We start from the raw sequence: 23198 nt of genomic DNA, 5'->3' as shown, positions 1-23198 counted from the left end.
GCCACTGTATCAGTTTGTCCGCGCTCCATACAATCAACCTACATTCACACAAGAGACCTTTCCCATGCCAAGTTTAATCAGTGAAATAGCTGCCGCTACCCCTTCAGAAGCCCTGCAACATTTTAGCCGTCGTCTGGCCTTTGAGACCGATTGTTCCGATGTGCATCAAAGCCAGAAGACGGGCAATGTAGACTATGTGTTGGTCGATGTAAGAAGCCATGAGGCATTCACGGCAGCGCATGTGCCGGGCGCAATCAGTATTCCGACGCGTACCATCACTGAAGAGAGAATGGCCGACTATCCACGCGATACGCTGTTTGTGGTTTACTGCGCAGGCCCGCACTGTAACGGCGTACATCGGGCAGCGGTTCGTCTGGCTGGTTTGGGCTTTCCGGTAAAAGAGATGATTGGCGGCATGACCGGTTGGGTGGATGAAGGGCTTTCCCTGCAGGGAGAGGCCACCCCCGCCGCTACCGATGGATTCTCCTGCGAATGTTAAGTCGCGATATGACGATTCGGGCAGCAATGCCCGATGATATACCCGCCCTGCTCAAGCACATGCGTTTTCTGGCGGAGTTCGAGGACTATATCAGGGAGTTTGACGTCGACGAGCACTCACTGCTGGCACGCGCGTTTGGCGAGCACCCTGAATGCCATATTTTTGTGGCTGAGTGCAGTGATGGCCTTGCGGGTTATGCCGTAGGGTTAATTATCCCTTTCACCTATGACCTAAAATGCACGGTTGTTCTCAAGGAGCTATTTGTCGATGCGGGTTATAGGGGACATGGCGTGGGGTCTGCACTCTTTCGCCATCTCGCGGCCTGGACTTTGGCAAAAGGGGGCGGCCGATTGAAATGGGATGTCATGGCCGGGAATCATCAGGCTGAAGCCTTCTATAAAAAGCATGGCGGCACCCCTGACCAGAAGTGGATACCCTATGTAATGAATGAAGAGGCACTGCAAAACCTGCAAAAGTGAATCTCTTCGCACTACATGAAATAGCTGTTGATAGGTCTGGTGCACTATTTGGCGAATGGGGAGTGAACCATAAAAATAGCCTCCTAATGTAGAAGCCCGCAGCAATATAGGAACATTTGGCATGGCATAAATATGACTGCCGAATAATATTGAAGGGGGCAAACTCCTTGCTTAACGTTTCTGATATCTTTTCCAGTACAAACAATTAATGGCCTATGGAAAAAGTCGGAGTCTGCCACTATAAAGAGTGTCAGACTGGAGAAAAACCCTACTTTAAGGATGAATCAATGTCTCACTCCTCATCAAGGAAAAGAGTTCTGGATCCCACAAGACCCTTGGCACACAGAGCTTCACATGCAAGAAGTTGTGTTAACCATGTCGCTAACAGATTGGGTATTACCCGTTATGAATTGATGAAGAAGGTTGAAGAGGAGATAGGGATAAATCTGGAATCACCACCGGAATCGGAAGAAAAACTGCTTAAAGCATTTCACTATATGGAAAACCTTTAATTTTGGCGCGTCCGCAGCACCACATGCAAGAGAGGGCGCTTGCCAATTGAGCGTTTTGGATTGGAACATGAGCGGTTCGGGTGCGCGTTGGGGAGCAGGCCATTGCTAGGATGGTGATCTGCTTTTTCGCTTGGATAACCCCATGAACCCAGTAAACAACATCATCGCCATCGGTTTTTTATTCGCCCTGAGTGGCGCGGCACAGGCCACTACGGCATTCAGGTTGACCAGCCCGGAAATCAAACAGGGCCACTTTGAGAATAGCCATTTGAGCAGCGCTGCATTCGGGCTGGGATGTACCGGCGGCAACCATTCACCAGCCTTGGCGTGGGAAGGTGTCCCGGCTGGCACGCAGAGTTTTACGCTGGAGATCTTTGACAAAGATGCGCCTACCGGGCACGGGTGGGTGCACTGGGAGGTGATCAATATACCGGCCAGCAGCCGCGCCCTTGCGGGTGGCATCGCACCAGATAACCGGGGGCTGCCATTACCTGCCTTGCAGACCCGCACCGATTTTGGCGCGCCGGGATATGGTGGGCCATGTCCGCCCACAGGCCAGACACACCACTACGTGATCACACTCAAGGCGCTGAAAGTCGCGACCTTACCCAATGCCACGGCCGATGCGACCCCAGCACTGGTAGGCTATCTCGCCAACATGCATGCCCTGGCAACCGCCCGTTTGGAGGTCATACAGGGCCGGTGATCGCGTCAAGTTAGGGCGACAGGCACATTCTCGGTACCCTGCGCGCGAATTTGCCCCGGATTGAAACCAAAGCGGGCACGGAAGCGGGCGGAGAACTTTGATGGGTTTTCATAGCCGACGCCCAACGCTATCTGGGATACCGTCTGGTCAGTCACCTGTAACAGCGTCAGGGCGTGGCCCATCCTTGCCTCGGTGACAAGCTGCCTGAAGGAGGTGTGCTCAGCCTGAAGCCGGCGACGGAAAGTCGCCTCTGACATGGCAAAGTGTTGGGCAACGTCCGCTGCTGCCCAACTCCTCAGGAGATCCGTGACCACCAGCTTCCTGACGCGCTGGCCCAGCCTCTCCGTTATTCCCGGCCGCAACGCCAGTCCAAAATTATCCAGCCACGCACACATCTCCTCCATCCGCTTGCTCGCCACCGTGTCAGGAATGTCCGCCGCCTCTTTGATGGAGGCAACGGTATGGCGAAAAGCCTCAAGAAAAGCGGGGCGAAGATCGCGAAGCGCGCGCGGCCTATCGCCATCCCGTGTGCCAGCAGGTGCATATAACGTTAAACCGGGAAAGCTCAGCCACTCGGCCTCAAAAGGCGCATGGCTGGACAGGGGAATGTTCGTCACATCAAAGGAACACCCGGCGCTGACCAGCACCGCCTCCCCGGCGGACAGAACGATAGTTTGGCCCCGCCATTCAATGCTCTTTTGCCCCTGACGAACCATCACCAGCAGTGTCTCATCAACAGAAATATGGTGAGTGAGGAGACGTTCGCCCTGAATGACATGGGCCGTGCTTGCTATGGCATCACGGCTCCAGAGTGTCCTTGTCGTTTTTTCCACTTTCTGCTCCATCAGATTTTAGGCACCACTGCCAGAGGTACACCCTTCTACCATAAATGAGCCTCCATTCACCGTCTGGCGTGGCCGATCCTGTATCAGGCCGTCACTGGCTGGTACTTTCCGATGAGCGGCTCTTCAAGCGTGCCCAGCCGGACAGGCTGATACAGGTCACAAGCAACGCAGCAATGGAAATGATCATGACGGCAAAAAAAGCCTGCATAAAGGCATGGCTTGCCAGATTACGTAATATTTCGCCTTCAGAGGCAGCCATTTTTCCAGCAGCCAGCAGGGCACCATCAATACTGTCTTTAGCGATAGCGGGTATCGCGGGCAGATCTTGCATAAAGTGCATATACACCATGGTCAAAATCCCCCGAGTACCGCAATCCCAATAGAACCACCCGCCTCATACGCGACGCCCTCTATGGAGGCAGCAGTACCTGCACTCTCTTCCGGTGAATTAAGCATGATGGCTGTCGAGGCGGCCGTCATTGCCCCGCCCAATCCGGCACCAATGAGGGACAGGCAGCCTGCGGCGATCCAAGTCCCTTGATCATAACCAAACAGGTAGGCAGCCGTTCCCACAGCAGAAATAAGCAATGCGCCCAGGGTGGCCGGTACAGAACCTAAACGGGGAATAATATAACCGACCAATGGGCCAGCAAAAAAGGAGGCCAAGGGCAGCGGCAAAAGCGCCACTCCAGCCTGCAATGGCGATAAACCGAGAATAAGTTGAAGGCGTTGAGTAATGACCAATTCCAGCCCGATCACAGTGGCGGTTGCTACTACAGCAGCAATGACGCCAGCACTAAATAGACGGTTGTTAAATAATGATAGGTCTAACATAGGATGCCGGGCAGATTTCTGGCCGCGAACGAAAAAGTAAATCATCACCACGCCTACCACGCCTGATAGCAGTAATACTGTATACCGTGGTGTCGCATTGCTGAACTCTTTCATTGCATACATCGTTGCAATTATTCCAAGCAAAATTTGACCAGCGGCAACAACACTAAAGCGGCGCGATACATCACCCGGTATTGCTGGAATTAACTTTATTGCAAGAATCAGGGTAAGGAGTACCACCGGAAGATTAATCAGGAAGACCGAACCCCACCAGAAATGCTCAAGCAGCACCCCTCCAATCACCGGGCCTAATGCGGCACCGCCAGAGGCAACGGCAGACCAAATGCCAATTGCCAATGAGCGCTCTGCCGCATCAGTAAAGATTCGCCTTACAATGGCCAATGTCGCGGGCAGCATGGCGGCAGCCCCGATCGCAAGTATCCCTCTTGAGAAGATGAGGAACTCTGGCGTCGGGGCATAGGCTGCCATTACCGATGCCACCCCAAAAATAACCAGTCCCCCATTAAAAAATAGGTGGGCGCCGTAACGATCGTTCAACGTGCCCATCGTAATCAGCAAACCGGCCATGGTGAGGGGGTAAGCATTCACAATCCAGAGCTTCTGGCTTGCGCTAGCCATAAGATCATGCGTGAGCCGTGGCAGGGCTGTATACAGCACCGTCATATCGATAACTACCATAAACAGCGCACTGGATATTATTGCGAGTACCGTCCAGCGAAAAATAGCCGTCATATTATTCTCCAAACCATTCCGTTCTGTTAGGTAACCGGGCATGGTATGACTGAGTGATTTGTGGCGCGTGAAAAATTTTCTATCCGATCGCGGATTATGGCTTTTTTGCTATCCGATAATTTTCTTATGGCACCGGGTGGAATACCATACCGACGGCTGATTGCACGAGTAAATGTTTGTGGTGATTCATAGCCATATTTTATGGCAATCGCGCTAACAGAGTCATCACCCTCCATTAATTCAATGACTGAACGGTCGAGTTTTGTTTTATGAATATACGTTCCCAGTGTCAGACCGGTATGCTTTTTAAATAGCCTTTGCATATACCACATAGAAAAGCCACAACGCTCAGAAACGATCTGATTATTGATTGGACTATGCAGGTTTGCATCAATCCATACCAGCAGATCATCGATAATTTGCTGATGAAAGCAGGGGTTGGATGACATGTTTCCTCCTTTATTTAAGGCGTATCAGTCGATACGCCTTAAAGGTCTATTAACTGCGTTTTTTGGTAAACCTCATGACCACATTGCTTACAACGAAATAGAATAAGGGAACAAAGAAAATCGCCAGCAACGTTCCGCTAATCATGCCGCCAAATACCCCGGTGCCAATGGCATGTTGAGTTTCAGCACTGGCCCCACTCGCCAGCATCAGTGGCACCACGCCCAAGGTGAAAGCCAGGGAGGTCATCAATATTGGTCGCAAGCGCATACGCGCTGCCTTGAGCGTGGCCTCAACAAGGTTTTCACCGTTCTCATGCAACTGCTTAGCAAACTCAACGATCAGGATGGCGTTTTTAGCTGACAAGCCGATGATGGTAATCATGCCCACCTTGAAAAAGACGTCGTTGGGCATGTCTCTCAAGAAGACGGCCAGCGCCGCGCCCAGTAAGCCCAGCGGGACAACCAGCATGACGGACAGCGGCACAGACCAGCTCTCCAATGGCCGTGGTGGAAACGCGCTGCTTTTTTATTATCAGGACACTATGCCTACGCGCCTGATGTGCTCAGTGACATTGCCAACTGGGCACATCATCAGACCCGATGTCCGGGGGCATTACAGCATTGAATGAAGCGCACAAATCCCCGCGCTGAAGAGGACATACCCTGAATCCCATCCAGTATTGATACTGAAGGCTCCTTGTAGAACTCCTTTTTGTTATGTTATAACATATCAAATTAGGTGACTTTGGCTGGTTATCTTGCCCAGGCACACCTTTAGTTTATTTTCTTCAAGGAATCGCAATGTCATTCATCCCTTTCACATCCAACCCCCCAAAATTACCGGTTACGGTGCTCTCCGGTTTTCTCGGCGCTGGCAAAACCACCCTGCTCAACCACATCCTGAATAACCGCGAGGGGCGGCGGGTAGCGGTCATCGTCAACGATATGTCTGAGGTCAACATTGATGCCGCGCTGGTGCGCGATGGCGGGGCCGAACTGTCGCGAACGGATGAGAAACTGGTGGAGATGAGCAATGGCTGCATCTGCTGCACCTTGCGTGAGGATTTGCTGCTCGAGGTGAACCGACTGGCGAAAGAGGGCCGTTTCGACCATTTGGTCATTGAGTCCACGGGGATCTCTGAGCCACTGCCGGTGGCGGAGACGTTTACCTTCGCCGATGAGGATGGGCAAAGCCTCTCTGAGGTAGCTCGCCTCGATACGATGGTGACCGTGGTGGATGGCTTCAATTTCCTGCGCGACTATGAGTCTGATGAGAGCATCCGCGCCCGGGGTGAATCGCTGGGTGAAGAGGATGAGCGCACGGTAGTGGATCTCCTGATCGACCAGATTGAGTTCTGTGACGTTCTGATCCTGAACAAAATGGATCTGGTTGATGATGAACAGAAAAAACGGCTGACCGCCATTCTGCACTCGCTGAACCCGCGCGCCAAGATTGTCACCTCCTCTTTTGGTCAGGTTGATCTCGATCAGGTACTGAACACCGGCCTGTTTGACTTCGATGCCGCCTCGCAGGCGCCGGGCTGGCTGAAAGAACTACGTGGGGAACACACGCCAGAGACGGAAGAGTATGGCATTCGTAGCTTTGTCTATCGCGCGCGCCGCCCGTTCCACCCGCAGCGCTTCTGGGAGATCGTGGAGGGGGATATGCGCGGCGTGGTGCGCTCAAAGGGCTTCTTCTGGCTGGCCAGCCGCCCGCGCCATGCTGGCTCCTGGTCGCAGGCCGGTGGGGTCAGCCGGCAGGGGCTGGCGGGCCTGTGGTGGGCGAGTGTACCGCAGGAGCGCTGGCCGCAGGATCCGGACACCTTGCAGTTCATTCTGGAGAACTGGGTGGTAGGCACCGGCGACGCGCGTCAGGAGCTGGTGTTTATCGGCATCAACATGGATGAGGCGCAGTTAAGGCAGCAACTTGATGCCGCCCTGCTGACGTATGATGAGATGAATAAGGGGCCGGAAGGCTGGGAGAACTTCCCCGACCCATTCCAGCCGTGGTTTGATTAATTCCGACCAAGGCAGGGTTGCCTGACGCACGCCTTTTGCCACGGATAGGAGCATCCGCTTCCCTCGCAGTGTAGGAGAGAAGCGGATATCTGTTGCTTTAGAAAAACTCCATGTCCTTGTAAGGGTGCGCCATGCAGGCACGGAGGCGACTGGCTAAATCGCCTTCATGGATTTCGAGCTTGTGCCCATCCGGGTCCAGAAAGTAGAGCGATTTTCCTTCGCTCTTATCTGTTTTCCACTCTGTCACGCCTGATGCTTGCAGGTGATGGGCAAAGGCATCGAAATCCTCACGCTGGATGCTGAAGGCGTAGTGCGTGTAATCCCCAGAGACGGCAACATCATCCACCGAAAGACACAGCCAGAGATCGCCCAGACACAGGTAAGCCCCACCAGCCCACCTGGCCTTAAGGATAAAACCCAGCCGGTTGACGTAAAAATCAACGCTCCTTGCAATATCACTGACGGCAAGTGTTATATGGTTCAGACCCTTCAGCATACTGAATACCCTTAATAGATGCGGTAATGAATACGTTACCATAAGCGTTCCCCGGCATCGCTAATGAGGCCCATTCCTAAAGCGATGGATGCAGCCCTCTCATCGGGCTGACGGCTTCAAGCAGTGACGCGATATGCAGAATCAGGCTCTCGGCGTGCCACTTGCCGACAATCTGGACGTTCACCGGCATTCCCTGACTCTTCCCGAATGGCAGCGCGATGCCGGGCAAGCCCGTCACGTTCAGGGGGACAGTGGCACCCTGAAGGTAGGTGGCATCCACCTCCTGCCCATCAATCACGAAGCGGTCAACGCCATGCTTATGTGCCGGAATGGGGAGAACATGCGTGATCAGCGCGTCATACTGTGCGAAGTACGCTTCAAACCCATCCCGCAGCCTTTCGGCCGCCTGCTCCGCCTCGATAAAATCAGCCATCGAGGTATCTGGCAGTGACAGCATGGTCTTGGCCATCTTATACAGCTCATCAGGATGGCGGCCCGCCGTGGCGGCCGCAAACGCTGGCTTCATCTCCATGACATGTATCCGGTTGAACACATCCAGCGCGAAATCCCGCTCCAGCGCCGCTATGCCCACCTGCTCCACCATCACGCCCGGCCCCTGTAGCGCCTCGGCGGCGGATTTCACGATCGCCGCCACCTCCGGGTCAACCGGGCCAAAGCCGGGGCCGGTCATCCAGCCAATACGCAGCGGGCGTGACGGGGTGAAAGGCAGCCTATCCCGGTAAACCGGCGCATTACTGGAAAAGGCATCGTGCCCGTCCGGGCCAGCCAGTTGTGAGAAGGCCAGCGCAATATCCCTTATCGAACGGGCCATCGGGCCGACATGCCAGAACCGGCGCGGGGCGCGCGGCCAGATGCCGGTCATGGGCACGCTACCATGCGTGGCTTTCATCGAGGTAATGCCCGTCTGCGCCGCCGGCCCGCGCACCGAGATGGCGAGGTCGGTGCCGAGGCCCAGCGGTGACATCCCTGCGGCAATCGCAGCGGACTCCCCACCGCTGGAGCCGCCGGGCGTGCGGGTCACATCCCACGGATTGTTGGAGCGCCCGGACAGCAGGTTATCGCTCTCGATCCAGTAGGAGAACTCCGGCAGGTTGGTTTTCGCCAGCAGGATACCGCCCGCACGTTTAAGCCGCGCCACGCTGGTGGCGTCTTCAGCCGGCAGGCGACCCTTGAAGATGGGCGAGCCGCGTTGCGTCATCACGCCAGCCGTGTCTATCGAATCTTTTACCGTAAAGGGAACGCCATGCAGCGGGCCAAGCTCGTCGCCTCGCATCACGGCGGCCTCCGCTGCTCTGGCATGTTTCATGGCATCGTCTGCCATCGTCACAATGGCGTTGATCTCCGGGTTGGTTGCGTCGATGCGGTCAAGGTGTGCCTGCATCACCTCAACCGGCGAGAGGTCACGGCGGCGGATCAGGCCAGCCAGTGCAGTTGCGTCTGAGTAAAAAATCTCTTTGTCCATGATTGCCTCGTCTGGGGTTTATCTAACTAACAGTTGGTAGGTAAACAGTAGGCGCAACAAAACAGACTGTCAACACCTACCTAACACATGTTAGAATTAAGGAATAATCTTCAGGAGGAACGCAATGGGCAAGACATCCAGAGATGAGATATTGAACGCGGCGCGACTGGCGGCGCAGGCTCACGGGTATACCGGCCTGAACATCCGCGGGCTGGCGGATGAGGTCGGGATCAAGGCGGCGAGTATTTATTACCATTTCCCAAGCAAGGCGGAACTGGGAGCGGCCGTGGCGCAGCGTTATTGGGAAGACACCGCGCGCGATCTGGCAACGCTGCGTGAAACCGAGGGCGACGCGCTCAAAAGCTTAAGCCGTTATCCGCACATCTTTCGCCGCTCGCTGGAGAGTGGGAACCGGCTCTGCATGGGCAGCTTTATGTCCGCTGAGTATGACGACCTGCCAGAACCGGTCAAAGAGGAGGTGCAGAAGTTCGCTGACGTCAATGTGGCCTGGCTGAGCATACAGCTTCAGGAAGCCGGGCTAACCGCCCCTGAGGAGAGTGAAAAGCGCGCGCGCGCCATTTTCTCCGCCATTGCTGGCGCGCAGTTGATGGCCAGAAGCCGGAATGATATTCACCTGTTTGACGAACTTATCGATGGGTATGCACAGGCAGGGCTGCTGCCCGTTCAGGGGTAAACCCGACGCCGCTTGAAACCGTTGGGCACCCGCTGGCGCGGCACTGGCTCCGAAGGTGAAAAACGGGCGGCCAATGGCCGCCCGCGTCTATCAGATAAGCCTAGACCAGCTGCGGCAAGCCCTTCAGCAGCTTGTCGAGCGTAACCGGGTAATCCCTGACGCGCACGCCGGTGGCGTTGTAGATGGCATTGGCAATCGCCGCGCTGACGCCGCACAGCCCCAGTTCGCCGACGCCTTTCGCTTTCATCGGTGACGAGACGGGATCGGTGTCGTCGAGGAAAATGACCTCCTGCTCGGGAATATCGGCATGGACTGGCACCTCGTAGCCCGCCAGATCGTGGTTCACGAAGTAGCCCAGCCGCGTATCCACCGCCAGCTCCTCCATCAGCGCGGCACCCACGCCCATCGTCATCGCCCCGATCACCTGGCTGCGCGCGGTTTTAGGGTTGAGGATGCGTCCGGCGGCACACACCGCCAGCATCCGGCGGATACGCACCTCGCCGGTGGCCATATCGACGCCCACCTCGACAAAGTGCCCGGCAAAGGTTGATTGCTGGTACTTTTTCGCCAGATCGCCGAATTCAATGGTGTCTTCCACCGTGATCCGGCCGCCCTGCGCCGCATCAGCGAGTGGGATACGGCGGTCGCCGAGGCGTACCTCACCCTCGACAAAGCGCGCCTCGTCAGCGGCCAGCCCAAGCTTTTGCGCCACCACCTCGCGCAGTTTCACGCACGCCGCATAGACGCCAGCGGTTGAACTGTTGGCGCCCCACTGCCCGCCCGATCCGGCCGATACCGGAAAATCTGAGTCGCCCAGACGTACCACCACCTTCTCTAGCGGCACGCCCATCATTTCCGCGGCGGTCTGGGCGATGATGGTGTAACTGCCGGTGCCGATGTCCGTCATATCCGTCTCAACGGTGACCACGCCCTGTGGGTCGAGATGCACCCGCGCGCCAGAGGCCATCACCAGATTATTACGGAAGCCCGCCGCCACGCCCATGCCGATTAACCAGCGGCCGTCGCGCACCTGCCCGGGCTGGGCATTGCGGCGGTTCCAGCCAAATTTCTCCTCGCCGGTGCGCAGGCACTCCACCAGCTGACGCCGGGAAAAGAGCCGGTCAGGATTGGCCGGATCGACCTGCGTGTCATTGAGAATACGGAACGCCACCGGATCCATGCCCAGCTTCTCCGCCATCTCGTCAATGGCAATCTCCAGCGCCATCAATCCCGGTGCCTCGCCGGGCGCGCGCATGGCGTTGCCTTCCGGCAAATCGAGCCTTGCCAGCCGCAGCCCGGTAAAACGGTTGGCCCCGGCATAGAGCAGCTCCGTTTGCTGAACGGCCGTCTCTGATTTGCCTTCAGGCAGGTTGCCCGACCAGCTCTCATGGGCAATCGCGGTGATATGCCCCGCGCTGTCGGTGCCAATGCGGATGTGCTGGATGGTGGCCGGGCGATGGGTAGTGTTGTTAGGGATAAGGGGGCGCGACAGGGCGAGTTTTACCGGGCGCTGTGCAGCCTTGGCACCCAGTGCCGCCAGCACTGCGTCACTGCGCAAAAACAGTTTGCCGCCAAAGCCCCCGCCGATATAGGGCGAGATCAAGCGAACGTTTTCGACCGGCAAATTCAGCGTTTTCGCCAGATCTTCCCGGCCCCAGTTGATCATCTGGTTAGACGTCCAGACAGTGACGTTATTCCCCTGCCACATCGCCAGCGAGGCATGAGGCTCCATCGCCATATGGCTCTGGTCGGGGGTGGTGTAGGTGGCGTCAAGCTTCACGGCCGCTGCGGCAAAGGCGCGCTCGAAGTCGCCGGTCTTTTTGTCCGGCTCGCTTTCATCCTGCTTCGCCGTCTCTTTTTCGCGCGCCAGATCCCACGCGCCGCGCTCCCGCCGGTAATCCACCTCCACCAACGCCGCCGCGGCACGCGCCTGCTCAAAGGTCTCCGCCACGACGATGGCAACCGCCTGATGGTAGTGCTGGATCTCCTTGCCTGCCAGCAGCGCGGCGGCATTCTTGTCGCCTTTGCCCAGACGGCCAGCATTGTCCGCGGTGACCACGGCCAGCACGCCCGGCGCGCGGCGCGCCGCCTCGGTGTTGATGCCGTTGATTCGGCCTTTGGCGATGGATGAACCCACGAGATAGCCATAGGCGGCATCAGGCGCAACATCATGCCATTCGTAGGCATAGGTCGCGGTGCCGGTGGTTTTTAGCGGCCCGTCGATACGGTCATGGGGCTTCCCGACCACCTTGAGCTGATCTATGGGATTGTCTTTGGCCGGATTCTCAAATTTCATGCGTTCATGCCCTCGCTTCTGCCAGTACGGACGCGATCGTGCGCTTCGCCAGTGTCAGTTTGAACTCGTTCTCAGGTGTTGGCTGGGCGTCAGCAAACAGGCGCTGGTACACCGCCTGGGTACCCTGTGCCATCTCCGCGTCAGCCTGCTCGCGCCGCCAGGGTTTATGCGCCACCCCGCCCAGCGCCACGCGGCCGCTGCCGTCCGGCTGCACCACCGCGGCGACCGACACCAGCGCAAACGCATAAGAGGCGCGATCGCGCACCTTGCGGTAGATGTGGGTGCCGCCGAGCGGGCGCGGCAGGGTAACGGCGGTAATCAGTTCGCCGGGCGTCAGGACGGTTTCCAGATGAGGGGTGTCGCCCGGCGCACGGTAAAAATCGGCGATGGGAATGCTGCGTCCGTTGCCAGCCGGGTCAACCGTTTCAATCACGGCATCCAGCAGGCGCATCCCCACCGCCATATCGCTCGGGTGCGTGGCGATGCAGGCTTTGCTGGCCCCGGCGACCGCATGTTGGCGGCTGAAGCCCTCCAGCGCCGCGCAACCGCTGCCGGGCAGGCGTTTGTTACAGGGCTGGTTGGTGTCATAGAAGTAGGGGCAGCGTGTACGCTGCAACAAATTGCCCGCGGTGGTGGCTTTGTTACGCAGCTGGCCAGAGGCACCAGCCAGTAGCGCGCGCGACAGCACTGCATAATCCCGGCGTACCCGCATATCTGCCGCCAGATCGGTATTGCGTACCAGCGCGCCGATGCGCAACCCTCCCTCGGCGGTCGGCTCAATGCTATCCAGCGCCAGTCCGTTGACGTCGATCAGATGGGCGGGCGTCTCTATCTCCAGCTTCATCAGGTCGAGCAGATTGGTGCCGCCAGCGATAAATTTTGCTCCCGGCGTACGCTGCGCACTTGCCGCCGCTTCCGCTGGTGTTTTTACGCGTTCATAGGTAAAGGCTTTCACGAGTGTTCACTCCCGGCGACGTCATTGATGGCAGCAAGAATGTTGGAATAGGCACCGCAGCGGCAGATATTGCCGCTCATGCGCTCGCGGATTTCGCTGTCGCTCACCGGGGGCGAGGAGGTGAGATCCGCCGTAACGTGGCTGGGGATGCCCGCTTTCAGCTCCTCCAGTACCGCGATCGTGGAGCAGATCTGCCCTGGCGTACAGTAACCGCACTGATAGCCGTCATGCTTGATGAAGGCCGCCTGCACCGGGTGCAGCTTGTCCGGGTTGCCGAACCCTTCAATCGTGGTGATGCGATCGTCCTGATGCATCACCGCAAGCGTCAGGCACGAATTGATGCGGCGTCCATTGACCATCACGGTGCAGGCACCGCACTGCCCATGATCGCACCCCTTTTTGGTGCCAGTCAGGTGCAGATGCTCCCGCAATGCATCCAATAGCGTGGTGCGGGTATCAACCTCCAACTGCCGCACCTCGCCGTTCACGTTGAGGGTCAGTGGGGATATCTCTGGCGGCGGCGTGACCTGAGGTTCACTGGCCCCAAATGCCGTGGTTGAGGGCACCGCCGCCACAATGGCCGTGGCGGCACCGGCCTTCAACAACCCCCGTCTCGACAGAGAGAGGTCAACGTGCGGTGCATCGGGTTCGGCGGAAAGGCGGTGGCTATCGTGGTGGGGATGGTGTGCGGGTGTGTTGTTTTTATCATTGCTCATATCGTGCCTCCAACGCAAAAAGTGAAAAATGCAGGCGCTTCGCTACCCGGGGGCGCGATTTTTATTTTCAACTTTTAAAGATAGATGCAATTAGGGGTAATGACTCTGCCTGATTGTTACATAGTGATATGAGTGCGGTTCATGAATCAGATGCAGAGAAACTGACCCGCCCAAACGATTAATGACCGAAGAGGTTTTACCTCACCGTGCCGGAACCTTTTCCGACACGGTTTGGGTAGGACGTTATTGATTGAGGGAGTCCAGTGCTGACTTGAGCCGCTGTGCGGTGCCCTGCTCGCCCTGTGCATTAAAGAAAGGCACCAGTTCAGCAAGCTGCCCGGCGCTCAATCCAACGTTCATGCTGACATTGAGATGGGAGTTAAGCTGCGATTCGACGCCGCTGAGGCTCGCCAGCGCCCCCACCGTCGCCAGTTCACGGTTTTTCCAGCTAAGGTTGTCGCGCGCGAAGATATCGCCGAACAGATGGGACTTCAGGTACTGGTCGATCGCCGGCGCAAACTCAAACAGCGCGCCCTGTACCGGCTTGCCCACCAGCGCGGTCTGGTTGCGCGTGCCTGCCGCCAGCATCTCCTCGGGGGGCGGCAGTGCGCCTGGATCCTGCCCCGGCTCATCCTGCTTGCCCTGCTGCTGGCGTGCCTCCACGACCCGCATCAGCTCGCCCAACGCATTGAGGCTACGCGGGAACCCCGCATAGGCATACAGTTGCACCAGCACTTCCCGGCAGTCACTCACACTCAGGCCCGCATCCAGCCCGCGCCCGAGCGCGGCATTGAGGCCAGACATATTGCCCACTGCCGCCGTGGCCGCTATCAGGGCAATGTTTTTTTGCTGTTCGGTCAGCGGGTGGGTCTGCTTTTGCAGCATCTGATCGATTCGCCGCTGTTCAGGATTGGGCTGCTCCTCAGCCAGGCCGGAGGAGGATGCCAGCGCGGCGCACATCACAAGCGCCATATTAAAACCTTTGATCATCTGCTCTCTCCTCAGGATTTTTCCGCCAGGCCATACTGCTCATCACTGACCTTTTCCATCCAGTCCACCACCTTGCCGCCAACGTTCTCCGCGATGGCGATGTGGGTCATGCTGCTTTCCGGCGCGGCACCGTGCCAGTGCTTCACGCCCGCCGGGATCCAGACCGTATCGCCCGGACGGATTTCGCGCACTGGCTTGCCCCACTCCTGCACCCGCCCCACACCGGCGGTCACGATCAGCGTCTGGCCCTGCGGGTGGGTATGCCATGCGGTGCGCGCCGCCGGCTCAAAGGTCACGGAAGCCCCGCTCACCCGTGCGGCCCCCGTTCCTTTGAATGGCGCGTCAATGCGCACGGAGCCGGTAAAATAGTCGGCAGAACCTTTCACCGAAGGCTGGGTGCCATTTTTCCATACGGTAATGGCAGAGCCATTTTCCTCAGCGGAGAGGGCAAAAGAACAACACATCAGTGAGAGTGCAATAACGGATATTCGCTTCATACAGGCTCCATGCGTAATAGTGAAGGCTCGGGTAGCGTGGTGGAACCGCCAGCTTTTCAGTATAAAACCCACCTGCTGGCGTGATTAGGCCAAAATCCAGCATGGTGTTATGAATGTATTGCAATAATCCTTTTGCAAATTCCCACTATTCATTCGTCAGGCACTGCTGATATTGGCCGCGAGCAGTTTGGGCAAATAGGATGTAGTCATATTTTGCCCACTCCGTAACCCTCTTTTCGGATATATATGCATGACAATGTCATTTCCAGCGTACGGAAAGCCTAAACGCTATTCAGGCGTTGTCTTTGAGCTTCGCGATATCTTCATCCGTGCGGTTGCCATAAATTTTGATCTGCGAAAGTTTATTCTCAAATTCCTTAAACTCACTGGGTGAGAATATCACCTTATCAGCAGCCATATTTTCATTGATCCGCTCAACTCTCCTGCCGCCGGGAATAGGGGTAACGAAAGGCCATTTACACAGCATCCACGCCAGTGAGATTTGGGCCGGTGTCGCTGCCTTGCGTTCTGCCAGCGTTTGGATGAGATCGATCAGGGGCTGGTTACGCGCTGTATTTTCGTCACTAAACCGGGTAATGACGCGCCGGACGTCATCCCCAGCGTGCTGGCTTTGGGGCTGTGCCTTACCTGATAAAAAGCCGCTGGCCAATGGCGAGAAAGCAACAAATCCAATATTCAGCGCCTGACACAACGGTAACACCTCCTCTTCGAACACCCTTTCCATCAACGAGTATTCGCTCTGTATTGCCGTAAGCGGCGTGACCGCATGTGCGCGCTTGATCTGATCGGCCGTTGCCTGAGACTGCCCCCAGCCACGGATTTTCCCCTCCTGAATAAGTTTCCCCATACACGCGGCGACCTCTTCAACCGCCACAGTTTGGCTGACCCGGTGCTGGTAGTAGATGTCAATGTAATCGGTATTCAGTCGTTCCAATGAGGCGTCAAGGTGCTGACGAATCTGCCCCTCCAGCGACATGTCGGTTCTGGATTCATCAATGTAGAGTTTGGAGGCGATAACCACCTTATCCCTCACCGGATGCAATGCTTCACCCACCAGCGTCTCATTATGTCCGTTGCCATACACTTCGGCGGTATCAAAATGGGTACAGCCCTGATCCAGGGCGTGCTGGATCAGGGAAATAGCCTGTTTGCGTTCTGGCAATGCGCCGTAGCCATGACTCAGGCCCATGCAGCCATAGCCGACGGATGAAACCTCAATATCGCGCAGAAATCTTTTATTCACTTTCATTCTCCTTTTGGCAGGTAATGCCCTTTGCTGTTTATGACGCAAAGGGCGGTAATGGCCGTGGGCAGATTTATTGCTGGTGCGGGCGTCCCGGCATACGCGCATCGGGATCCGGGCCGCCGCGTCTGTTTTGATCCAGTGCGTCGATGGCGCGGATCTCTTCCTGCGTAAGTGAAAAGTCGAAAACGTCGATATTTTCCTGGATGCGCTGTGGGTTGACGGATTTTGGAATCACCGAAACACCGCGATCCAAATGCCAGCGCAGGATAATCTGCGCCGCTGTTTTGCCGTATTTATCAGCCAGCGTCAAAATAGCGGGATGAACCAGCGGATCGTCGCCGCTCTCCCAATAGCGGTTAACGCCGCCAATGGGCGACCACGCCTGAGTAACGATATTTAATTTCCGGTTTGCCTCGCGCAGATCGTTTTGCACCAGAAACGGATGCAGCTCAACCTGATTAAGCGCTGGCACCGTCTCACTCTGTTCAACCAATTGTTGCAGATGCAGGGGGCGGAAATTACACACGCCTATCGCGCGCGTACGTCCTTCGGCTAATAGCCGTTCTGCCGCTTTCCAAGATGCCAGCGTATCTGCAAACTGCATCGGCAGCGGCCAGTGCAGAAGATAGAGATCGAGCACCTCCAGCCCCAGTTTCTGCATACTGGTATCAAAGGCCCTCAGTGCGGCGTCATAACCATAATCAGCGGGCTTGAGTTTGGTGGTGACAAAAATATCCTCCCGCGCAATGTCGCTGGCGCGGATGCCTTCCCCCACCTGCTGCTCATTATTATAGGCCGCGGCGGTATCAATAAGCCGATAGCCTGACTCAATCGCCATTTTCACTGCGGAGCGGGTATCCTCGGGGCTGCTCTGGAATACCCCCAGTCCAAATGCCGGCATGGTGATACCGTTATTTAGGGTAAATTCAGGGTGCTTTTCAGACATCATTTCTCCTCGCGATTGTCAAAATATTGTCGCCGCATCAACTGCTGCGGCCATGAGTTCAACAGGGACTTAGCGAATCACGTAGCCGCCATCGGGTGCCACAATCTGGCCAACCATAAATCCGGCCCCGGCGCTGCATAGCCACAGCACCGCGGAAGCGATCTCTTCCGGCTTGCCCATCCGGCCCGCCGGGATTTCATCAATGACCGCCTGCATACTTTCGGGATGGCTCTGCATGGCGGCCGCCACCATCGGCGTATTGGTTGTACCGGGGCAGATTGCGTTTATGCGGATCCCCTGCCGGGCATATTCGAGCGCGGCCGCCTTGGTCAGGCCGATCACGCCATGTTTGGACGCGGTATACGCGCCCAACCCGGCGATGCCCACCAGCCCGCTTTGCGATGAGCAGTTGACGATGGCCCCATAGCCTTGCTCACGCATATGGCGTAGCTGGTGCTTCATACACAGCCAGACACCCTTCAGGTTGACCGCGATGACACGATCAAAATCCTCAGCCCGTGCATCGGCGGTTTCGACGCTGGGCACATGGATGCCGGCATTGTTATAGGCGAAGTCCAGCCCGCCGAACTCCGCGACCGTTGCCTGCACGGCGGCGGCCACCGATGCCTCATCCGTGACATCGCATCGGATGCCCAGCGCACGGAATCCCTGCTGTTGCAGCGCATGTGCCGCGTCCTGCGCCGCGTTTTCATTGATATCGGTAATGGCGACAGCGGCACCCGCCTCAGCAAATGCCTGTGCGGTAGCCAGCCCAATGCCGCTGGCGGCACCGGTCAATAAGGCGACTTTGTTCTTAAATTCATTTTTCAACATGGTTTCAATGCCCGGTGTTAATCCTGTTACTGATAGCTCTGGCGCAAATGGCCTTAATCAGTGAAGTGCCAAAATAGCAAAAACCTCATATAGTGATAATGCGCTAAACAATTAATGGACTTTGAAGGAAAATTTCATAATGCTGCGTGGCAATCTTGATGATATGGCGGCTTTTGTTGAAGTGGCCACCGAGAAGAGCTTTACCCGGGCGGCAGCCAAACTGAATATCTCCCCGTCAGCGCTGAGCCAGATCATGAAGAATCTGGAAGAGCGGCTGGGGCTTCGCCTGCTCAACCGCACCACCCGAAGCGTGACCACCACGGAGTCAGGCGAACGGCTGCTGGCGGCGTTTATTCCCATGCTGCACGCGATGCAGGCACAGGTCGAGGCGCTGAAGGCTGAACGCGACGCGCCTGAGGGTGTCATTCGCCTCACCACCAGCGAAAGTGCCATCGATACCATCATCTGGCCCAAGCTGCGCAAACTGCTGAATGATTACCCCGGCATCAACATCGAGTTAGACGTTGACAGCCGTCTGGTGGATATCGTCGCTGAGGGCTATGACGCAGGCATCCGGCTGACTGACGCCATCGACAAAGACATGATATCGATCCCGGTCAGTGATGTTTTGCCGGTATGCATCGTGGGAGCGCCCTCTTATTTGGCACGCTTTGGCTCGCCTGAAAAACCCGAAGACCTGCCCCATCACCGCTGTATCAACCTCCGCTTGCCCACACTGGGCGGGGTCTACGTGTGGGAACTGCGGGAAGCGGAACGGGAAATCAAAATCAAGGTAAGCGGCCAGTGTATTTTCAACACCCTCTATAACGTGATTCAGGCCTGCGTTGACGGCTTTGGCCTCGCCTATGTGCCGCAGCATCAGGTACAAGCGCACATCGACAATCACCGGCTCGTCCCGCTGCTTACTGCATGGACGCCCCCTTTTCCCGCTTACCATCTCTATTACCCCAGCCGCCGCCAGCCCTCGCGCGCGTTTAAGCTGATGGTCGAGGCGCTGCGCTTTTCGGCCTGATTAATGAAACCTGCTCATTACTCCATTCCTATCCAGCAACTTATTCACGGCATCAATCTGGCCTACACTCACTCCTTTAATGGCCTCGCAAGAGCGAGACAAATCCCAGGGCCGATCAACCGGCCCTGACGGATGCCAGCAGCAAAACTGAGGAGCAGCAGATGACTGATATTTATACGTGTGGTTCACAAGCGTCCATTGTCGGCCCGGAAGAGTGGTTCACCGGGACAGTGCGTATCGATCCGCTTTTCCCGGTCAATGAGCCGGCTCGCGCCAGCGGCGGCAGCGTGACCTTTGAACCCGGCGCGCGTACCGCCTGGCATACCCACCCACTCGGCCAGACGTTGATCGTCACCGCGGGCAGCGGCTATGTGCAGACGTGGGGCGAGCCAGCCCGCCAGATCCGGCCCGGCGACGTGGTATGGATCCCGCCGTTTGAAAAACACTGGCACGGTGCCAGCGCTACCACCTTCATGACGCACATTGCGATTCAGGAAGCGCAGGATGGCAAGGCAGTGGAGTGGCTGGAAAAAGTGACCGATGAACAGTATGGGGAGAAATGATGAGCCACGGTATCAAAGATAAAGTCATCGTCATCACCGGTGCCAGCAGCGGCCTCGGCGAATGCACCGCGCGCCATTTGAGCGCGCTGGGTGCCACTCTGGTGCTAGGCGCACGTCGCGCCGATCGCCTGCATACGCTAGTGGCGGATCTGGAAAAACAGGGCGGCAAAGCGGTGGCCGTCACCACTGACGTTACGCAAAAAGTGCAGGTTGAAGCGCTGGTGAAAACGGCAGTGGATACCTATGGCCGCGTGGATGTTCTGCTCAATAATGCGGGCCTGATGCAGCAGTCGATGCTGGGCAGCCTGAAAACAGATGAGTGGGACAATATGATCGATGTGAATATCAAAGGCACACTGTATGGTATCGCGGCCGTGCTGCCCTACATGAAAGCGCAAAAAAGCGGACACATCATCAACGTCTCCTCCGTTGCCGGCCATAAAGTCACCCCTGCCGGCGCGGTATACTGCGCCACCAAACATGCCGTAAGGGCGATTAGCGAGGGCCTGCGTTCCGAAGTTAAAGAGTGGAACCTGCGCACCACCACTATTTCGCCCGGCGCGGTGGCGACGGAACTTACCGACCATATTACAGAGAAAGAGATCGGCGCGGGCATACGTGATTTTTATAAACACCATGCCGTCGGCCCAGACTCTTTCGCACGCATTGTGGAATTCGCCCTCAACCAGCCTGCGGAAGTCGATATCAACGAAATCCTCTATCGCCCCACCAGCCAGCAACTCTGATCAATAGGTATAAAGGCTTTCTCTGCTGCGCCAGGGAAGCCTTTATCACTCCCCGTAAGCAAAACGACACCTGCACTAAAACTTGGCGAGTTACTCATGCCACCTTTTTAATGCGTCCTATCGGACGATTAAACTTTTCACATGAATTGCCGATATAGAAATATAAACTTTTCAAGGACGATGAGATGCACTATTTCTACGCTTACCACGGCCCACAAAACGAACATACTTTTAAGCCTGAAGGCGGCTATGGCATTAGCTCAAAAACGAGACATGCACGCGTTAAGGTTGGCGATCGGGTATTCATCATTCAAAGGCTGGCTGGCAAAGCGAGCTGCTTCTATCTCTGCGGCGAATATGAGGTCACCGGCCACTCGATAAATCCCGATTCGGGCTATCCATACCGTTTTGCGCTGAAAGACCTGTCTCGCCTCGATCCATTTATCATGTTAGACCCGCTAAAAGTGAGCGAGATATTGCCCCATAAAGGCGGGGATCAGCGCTTCAACCTCTTCCAGCGCCACTTCTGCAGCCAGGGTGCCTCCTTCGCCGCGCCGCTGGCAAAGGAAGTGGTGGACGTCCTGACCACGCTGGCAGGCTCGCACGCAGAGGGTTATGAACCACGCTCGCGTCGCGAAGATGGCCTGCGTATGGTGAAAGTCCGCATGGATCAGGGGCCATTCAGGCGTGAGGTGTTGGACAACTGGCACGGCAGATGTGCCGTCACCGGCAGTTCCCTTGCGCTTGAAGCCTGCCATATCATTAGCCATGCCAATCAGGGAAAACCCAGCGTTGAAAACGGCATTGCACTGGCAGCAGATCTGCACCACTTATTTGACAATGGCGATCTGAGCTTTCACAACAATAAAGTCATATTGTCAGAGAGAGCACAAAAAGAAGAGCGATATCAGGCACTCCATAATAAAGAGCTAGGGAAGCCTAAGTATCCCGTCAATATCAATAGATAGCTATTGGCACTTTATCAGCCGTATAAAACATGGCTGATAAAGTGGCATACAATACTAATGATAACCAACCCCTCATTAACTCTTAAAACGCCGAAAGCAGTCGCTGAAAATATCAGGCGTCATTGCCCCGGGATAATTCATGGCATAGGGTGCCGAGCTGGGCCACTGCATTCAATAGGTGGGGCGTGGGTTCATTCGCACAATTCAGCCGCAGGTAGTTCTGTAGGGCAGCCTCTGGGGAAAACAGCGGGCCGGGGCTGACGCCAATACCCAAGGCGAGTGCGCGGCGATGTACCTCTAACGCATCCACTTGGGGCGGCAGTTCCACCCAAACCAGAAAACCGGCTTCTGGTGCGGCCACCTGCGTGCCCGGTGGGAAGCTCGCCGTGACCTGCGCGATAACCGCCCGTACGCCCTCCGCAATGCGGAGCTTCAGGTGCCGCAGATGCCGATCGTAGTCACCACTCGCCAGCATCTCACTCGCCGCAGCCTCTATCAGCGGCGCGCCCGCCCAGTCGCCAGCCATGCGGGCCTGCAATACCTTGGCGTGATAGCGTCCGGCCGCAATCCAGCCGACTCTCCAGCCCGGCGCAAGGGTTTTGGACAGTGAGCTGCAATAGATGACATTCCCACTCTGGTCGAATGCCTTGCACGCGGGTGGACGCTGCGCCCCGCCTGCCAGATCGCCATACACATCGTCCTCAATCAAAGGGAGGCCCGCACTGGCAAGCAGCGCCACCAGCTCCCGTTTGCGCGCGATGGGCATACTGGCACCGAGTGGATTTTGCACCGTGGGCGAGGCAATGACGGCCGCCGGGCGGTGGCGCTGAATGGCTTTTTTGAGCGCTGCCAGCAATAAGCCCTCTTTAGGGTCAGTGGGGATCTGCAATGCCTTCAGGCCCAAATCCTCCAGCAGCAGGAGCGTGCCGAAGTAGGCAGGCTGCTCAATCGCCACCACGTCACCTGGCTGGCACACCGCATGGAGAGCCAGCCGCAGCGCCTGCGTTGCGCCAGCCGTGATAACCAGATCGTCCGCGCCAAAAAGCGCGCCCCACTGGGCGGCACGCGCGGCAATCTTATGGCGCAGATCTGCCCTTCCCGGCGGCAGGCTGTAGCTCTGCCCACGCGCATCCAGCCGACGGCCTGCCGCCTGCAATGCCCGTTGCAGGGTATCCACGGGCAGCCAGGCGGGATCGGGTAACGCGGCGCCAAGCGGAACCAGCCGCGTTTCAGCACTGCCGAACAGTGACCGGGCCACGGCAGACAGGGTCACCGGCACGGGGCGGGAGGGCTGTGCATGTCTGGGCATACTGTTCTGGCGGACGAAGTAGCCCGACCGCGGTCGCGCAATAATCAGGCCCTCCGCTTCAAGGCAACGGAGTGCTTCCAGCGCGGTGGGCAGGCTGACCTGCTCACGCTCGGCCAGCTTACGCGCGGAGATGAGGCGATCCCCCGGTCGCAACGCGCCTGAGGTAAGGGTAAGCCGCAGCATCTCGGCAATCCGGCGGTAGTGTGGAGTCGGCGGGTGTGGGAGGGACATCGTGATCTGTACAGGCTGGTTTTTAATAAATCTGACTATACAGAGGATGGCCGTCGCCATCTATAGTGTGCCCAATAC

General features: G+C 56.9%; 24 protein-coding genes and 1 pseudogene. 9 read left to right on the top strand and 16 right to left on the bottom strand.

Annotation, left to right across the window (positions count from 1 at the left end; translation table 11 throughout):
• Positions 1 to 64 precede the first annotated feature (64 nt).
• The 3 genes from C1N62_RS18475 to C1N62_RS18460 all read left to right on the top strand — a co-directional run bounded on the left by C1N62_RS18475 (position 65) and on the right by C1N62_RS18460 (position 2196).
• Complete coding sequence (locus tag C1N62_RS18475; protein ID WP_137765180.1) at positions 65 to 499, top strand: rhodanese-like domain-containing protein; 435 nt, start codon at positions 65 to 67, stop codon at positions 497 to 499.
• Positions 493 to 978, top strand: coding sequence for a GNAT family N-acetyltransferase (locus C1N62_RS18470; protein ID WP_137765179.1), 486 nt, complete (start codon positions 493 to 495; stop codon positions 976 to 978). The genes C1N62_RS18475 and C1N62_RS18470 overlap by 7 nt, the downstream gene beginning before the upstream one ends.
• Before the next feature lie 654 nt (positions 979 to 1632).
• Positions 1633 to 2196 (top strand): YbhB/YbcL family Raf kinase inhibitor-like protein, encoded by a 564-nt coding sequence (locus C1N62_RS18460; protein ID WP_137765177.1) that lies wholly within the window; start codon positions 1633 to 1635, stop codon positions 2194 to 2196.
• Between the two features lie 5 nt (positions 2197 to 2201).
• Here the strand turns inward: C1N62_RS18460 and C1N62_RS18455 are convergent, their stop codons facing one another.
• The 5 genes and pseudogenes from C1N62_RS18455 to C1N62_RS18440 all read right to left on the bottom strand — a co-directional run.
• Positions 2202 to 3041, bottom strand: a complete 840-nt coding sequence (locus C1N62_RS18455; RefSeq protein ID WP_137765176.1) for an AraC family transcriptional regulator — start codon at positions 3039 to 3041, stop codon at positions 2202 to 2204.
• Positions 3042 to 3132: 91 nt separating this feature from the next.
• Positions 3133 to 3390: a hypothetical protein gene (locus tag C1N62_RS23375; protein ID WP_240775820.1), complete on the bottom strand. Its 258-nt coding sequence runs from the start codon at positions 3388 to 3390 to the stop codon at positions 3133 to 3135.
• Between the two features lie 2 nt (positions 3391 to 3392).
• On the bottom strand, positions 3393 to 4628 hold the full coding sequence (locus C1N62_RS18450; RefSeq protein ID WP_240775819.1) for an MFS transporter: 1236 nt from the start codon (positions 4626 to 4628) through the stop codon (positions 3393 to 3395).
• 26 nt (positions 4629 to 4654) lie between these two features.
• Complete coding sequence (locus tag C1N62_RS18445; RefSeq protein WP_137765175.1) at positions 4655 to 5077, bottom strand: helix-turn-helix domain-containing protein; 423 nt, start codon at positions 5075 to 5077, stop codon at positions 4655 to 4657.
• 49 nt (positions 5078 to 5126) lie between these two features.
• A pseudogene (locus C1N62_RS18440) lies at positions 5127 to 5573 on the bottom strand (efflux RND transporter permease subunit); the annotation flags it as partial.
• A 305-nt stretch (positions 5574 to 5878) separates the two neighbouring features.
• Here C1N62_RS18440 and zigA point away from each other — a divergent pair.
• A complete protein-coding gene (gene zigA / locus C1N62_RS18435; protein WP_137765174.1) occupies positions 5879 to 7096 on the top strand; it encodes a zinc metallochaperone GTPase ZigA in 1218 nt (405 codons plus the stop codon).
• A 97-nt stretch (positions 7097 to 7193) separates the two neighbouring features.
• On the opposite strand, the gene fos is transcribed toward zigA, so the two are convergent.
• Both fos and C1N62_RS18425 read right to left on the bottom strand, forming a co-directional pair.
• Positions 7194 to 7592, bottom strand: coding sequence for a fosfomycin resistance glutathione transferase (fos, locus tag C1N62_RS18430; protein WP_137765173.1), 399 nt, complete (start codon positions 7590 to 7592; stop codon positions 7194 to 7196).
• Between the two features lie 76 nt (positions 7593 to 7668).
• Positions 7669 to 9075 carry an amidase gene (locus C1N62_RS18425; protein WP_137765172.1) on the bottom strand — a complete coding sequence of 469 codons (1407 nt, stop codon included), beginning with the start codon at positions 9073 to 9075 and terminating at the stop codon, positions 7669 to 7671.
• Between the two features lie 124 nt (positions 9076 to 9199).
• Between C1N62_RS18425 and C1N62_RS18420 the strand changes: the two genes are divergently transcribed.
• Complete coding sequence (locus tag C1N62_RS18420; protein WP_137765171.1) at positions 9200 to 9769, top strand: TetR/AcrR family transcriptional regulator; 570 nt, start codon at positions 9200 to 9202, stop codon at positions 9767 to 9769.
• 100 nt (positions 9770 to 9869) lie between these two features.
• Here the strand turns inward: C1N62_RS18420 and paoC are convergent, their stop codons facing one another.
• The 8 genes from paoC to C1N62_RS18380 form a co-directional block, all read right to left on the bottom strand.
• Positions 9870 to 12065, bottom strand: a complete 2196-nt coding sequence (paoC, locus tag C1N62_RS18415) for an aldehyde oxidoreductase molybdenum-binding subunit PaoC (protein ID WP_137765170.1) — start codon at positions 12063 to 12065, stop codon at positions 9870 to 9872.
• Between the two features lie 4 nt (positions 12066 to 12069).
• The gene (locus tag C1N62_RS18410; RefSeq protein ID WP_137765169.1) at positions 12070 to 13020 is read right to left on the bottom strand and encodes a xanthine dehydrogenase family protein subunit M; all 951 of its coding nucleotides are present in this window, start codon (positions 13018 to 13020) and stop codon (positions 12070 to 12072) included.
• Positions 13017 to 13736, bottom strand: coding sequence for an aldehyde dehydrogenase iron-sulfur subunit PaoA (gene paoA, locus C1N62_RS18405; RefSeq protein ID WP_137765168.1), 720 nt, complete (start codon positions 13734 to 13736; stop codon positions 13017 to 13019). The genes C1N62_RS18410 and paoA overlap by 4 nt, the downstream gene beginning before the upstream one ends.
• A gap of 243 nt (positions 13737 to 13979) precedes the next feature.
• Positions 13980 to 14726, bottom strand: coding sequence for a carboxymuconolactone decarboxylase family protein (locus C1N62_RS18400; RefSeq protein WP_240775817.1), 747 nt, complete (start codon positions 14724 to 14726; stop codon positions 13980 to 13982).
• 11 nt (positions 14727 to 14737) lie between these two features.
• On the bottom strand, positions 14738 to 15190 hold the full coding sequence (locus C1N62_RS18395) for a cupin domain-containing protein (protein ID WP_370465611.1): 453 nt from the start codon (positions 15188 to 15190) through the stop codon (positions 14738 to 14740).
• A gap of 325 nt (positions 15191 to 15515) precedes the next feature.
• Entirely contained in the window at positions 15516 to 16493 is a 978-nt protein-coding gene (locus tag C1N62_RS18390; protein ID WP_137765166.1) for an aldo/keto reductase, read from the bottom strand.
• A gap of 67 nt (positions 16494 to 16560) precedes the next feature.
• Positions 16561 to 17436: an aldo/keto reductase gene (locus C1N62_RS18385; RefSeq protein ID WP_137765165.1), complete on the bottom strand. Its 876-nt coding sequence runs from the start codon at positions 17434 to 17436 to the stop codon at positions 16561 to 16563.
• A gap of 69 nt (positions 17437 to 17505) precedes the next feature.
• Positions 17506 to 18270, bottom strand: coding sequence for an SDR family NAD(P)-dependent oxidoreductase (locus C1N62_RS18380; RefSeq protein WP_206057797.1), 765 nt, complete (start codon positions 18268 to 18270; stop codon positions 17506 to 17508).
• Between the two features lie 139 nt (positions 18271 to 18409).
• Here C1N62_RS18380 and C1N62_RS18375 point away from each other — a divergent pair, with 139 nt between their 5' ends.
• The 4 genes from C1N62_RS18375 to C1N62_RS18360 all read left to right on the top strand — a co-directional run bounded on the left by C1N62_RS18375 (position 18410) and on the right by C1N62_RS18360 (position 21580).
• Positions 18410 to 19303, top strand: a complete 894-nt coding sequence (locus C1N62_RS18375) for a LysR family transcriptional regulator (RefSeq protein WP_137765164.1) — start codon at positions 18410 to 18412, stop codon at positions 19301 to 19303.
• A gap of 161 nt (positions 19304 to 19464) precedes the next feature.
• A complete protein-coding gene (locus C1N62_RS18370) occupies positions 19465 to 19866 on the top strand; it encodes a cupin domain-containing protein (protein WP_137765163.1) in 402 nt (133 codons plus the stop codon).
• On the top strand, positions 19866 to 20612 hold the full coding sequence (locus tag C1N62_RS18365; RefSeq protein WP_137765162.1) for an SDR family oxidoreductase: 747 nt from the start codon (positions 19866 to 19868) through the stop codon (positions 20610 to 20612). The genes C1N62_RS18370 and C1N62_RS18365 overlap by 1 nt, the downstream gene beginning before the upstream one ends.
• A 185-nt stretch (positions 20613 to 20797) precedes the next feature.
• Positions 20798 to 21580 (top strand): HNH endonuclease, encoded by a 783-nt coding sequence (locus C1N62_RS18360; protein ID WP_137765161.1) that lies wholly within the window; start codon positions 20798 to 20800, stop codon positions 21578 to 21580.
• A gap of 112 nt (positions 21581 to 21692) precedes the next feature.
• On the opposite strand, the gene C1N62_RS18355 is transcribed toward C1N62_RS18360, so the two are convergent.
• Entirely contained in the window at positions 21693 to 23180 is a 1488-nt protein-coding gene (locus C1N62_RS18355) for a PLP-dependent aminotransferase family protein (RefSeq protein ID WP_137765160.1), read from the bottom strand.
• Between the last annotated feature and the right edge of the window lie 18 nt (positions 23181 to 23198).

The sequence above is a fragment of the Nissabacter sp. SGAir0207 genome (genome assembly GCF_005491205.1).
Lineage (GTDB): Bacteria > Pseudomonadota > Gammaproteobacteria > Enterobacterales > Enterobacteriaceae > Chimaeribacter.
The sequence above is the reverse complement of the archived record's forward strand: the minus strand, read 5'-3'. Positions and strand labels throughout refer to the sequence as shown.

Bases quoted from the DNA above. Each gene is read 5' to 3' on its own strand.
- C1N62_RS18475 (WP_137765180.1), top strand. From the start codon at position 65: ATGCCAAGTTTAATCAGTGAAATAGCTGCCGCTACCCCTTCAGAAGCC.
- C1N62_RS18470 (WP_137765179.1), top strand. From the start codon at position 493: ATGTTAAGTCGCGATATGACGATTCGGGCAGCAATGCCCGATGATATA.
- C1N62_RS18460 (WP_137765177.1), top strand. From the start codon at position 1,633: ATGAACCCAGTAAACAACATCATCGCCATCGGTTTTTTATTCGCCCTG.
- C1N62_RS18455 (WP_137765176.1), bottom strand. From the start codon at position 3,041: ATGGAGCAGAAAGTGGAAAAAACGACAAGGACACTCTGGAGCCGTGAT.
- C1N62_RS23375 (WP_240775820.1), bottom strand. From the start codon at position 3,390: ATGGTGTATATGCACTTTATGCAAGATCTGCCCGCGATACCCGCTATC.
- C1N62_RS18450 (WP_240775819.1), bottom strand. From the start codon at position 4,628: ATGACGGCTATTTTTCGCTGGACGGTACTCGCAATAATATCCAGTGCG.
- C1N62_RS18445 (WP_137765175.1), bottom strand. From the start codon at position 5,077: ATGTCATCCAACCCCTGCTTTCATCAGCAAATTATCGATGATCTGCTG.
- zigA (WP_137765174.1), top strand. From the start codon at position 5,879: ATGTCATTCATCCCTTTCACATCCAACCCCCCAAAATTACCGGTTACG.
- fos (WP_137765173.1), bottom strand. From the start codon at position 7,592: ATGCTGAAGGGTCTGAACCATATAACACTTGCCGTCAGTGATATTGCA.
- C1N62_RS18425 (WP_137765172.1), bottom strand. From the start codon at position 9,075: ATGGACAAAGAGATTTTTTACTCAGACGCAACTGCACTGGCTGGCCTG.
- C1N62_RS18420 (WP_137765171.1), top strand. From the start codon at position 9,200: ATGGGCAAGACATCCAGAGATGAGATATTGAACGCGGCGCGACTGGCG.
- paoC (WP_137765170.1), bottom strand. From the start codon at position 12,065: ATGAAATTTGAGAATCCGGCCAAAGACAATCCCATAGATCAGCTCAAG.
- paoA (WP_137765168.1), bottom strand. From the start codon at position 13,736: ATGAGCAATGATAAAAACAACACACCCGCACACCATCCCCACCACGAT.
- C1N62_RS18400 (WP_240775817.1), bottom strand. From the start codon at position 14,726: ATGATCAAAGGTTTTAATATGGCGCTTGTGATGTGCGCCGCGCTGGCA.
- C1N62_RS18395 (WP_370465611.1), bottom strand. From the start codon at position 15,190: ATGTGTTGTTCTTTTGCCCTCTCCGCTGAGGAAAATGGCTCTGCCATT.
- C1N62_RS18390 (WP_137765166.1), bottom strand. From the start codon at position 16,493: ATGAAAGTGAATAAAAGATTTCTGCGCGATATTGAGGTTTCATCCGTC.
- C1N62_RS18385 (WP_137765165.1), bottom strand. From the start codon at position 17,436: ATGTCTGAAAAGCACCCTGAATTTACCCTAAATAACGGTATCACCATG.
- C1N62_RS18380 (WP_206057797.1), bottom strand. From the start codon at position 18,270: ATGTTGAAAAATGAATTTAAGAACAAAGTCGCCTTATTGACCGGTGCC.
- C1N62_RS18375 (WP_137765164.1), top strand. From the start codon at position 18,410: ATGCTGCGTGGCAATCTTGATGATATGGCGGCTTTTGTTGAAGTGGCC.
- C1N62_RS18370 (WP_137765163.1), top strand. From the start codon at position 19,465: ATGACTGATATTTATACGTGTGGTTCACAAGCGTCCATTGTCGGCCCG.
- C1N62_RS18365 (WP_137765162.1), top strand. From the start codon at position 19,866: ATGAGCCACGGTATCAAAGATAAAGTCATCGTCATCACCGGTGCCAGC.
- C1N62_RS18360 (WP_137765161.1), top strand. From the start codon at position 20,798: ATGCACTATTTCTACGCTTACCACGGCCCACAAAACGAACATACTTTT.
- C1N62_RS18355 (WP_137765160.1), bottom strand. From the start codon at position 23,180: ATGGCGACGGCCATCCTCTGTATAGTCAGATTTATTAAAAACCAGCCT.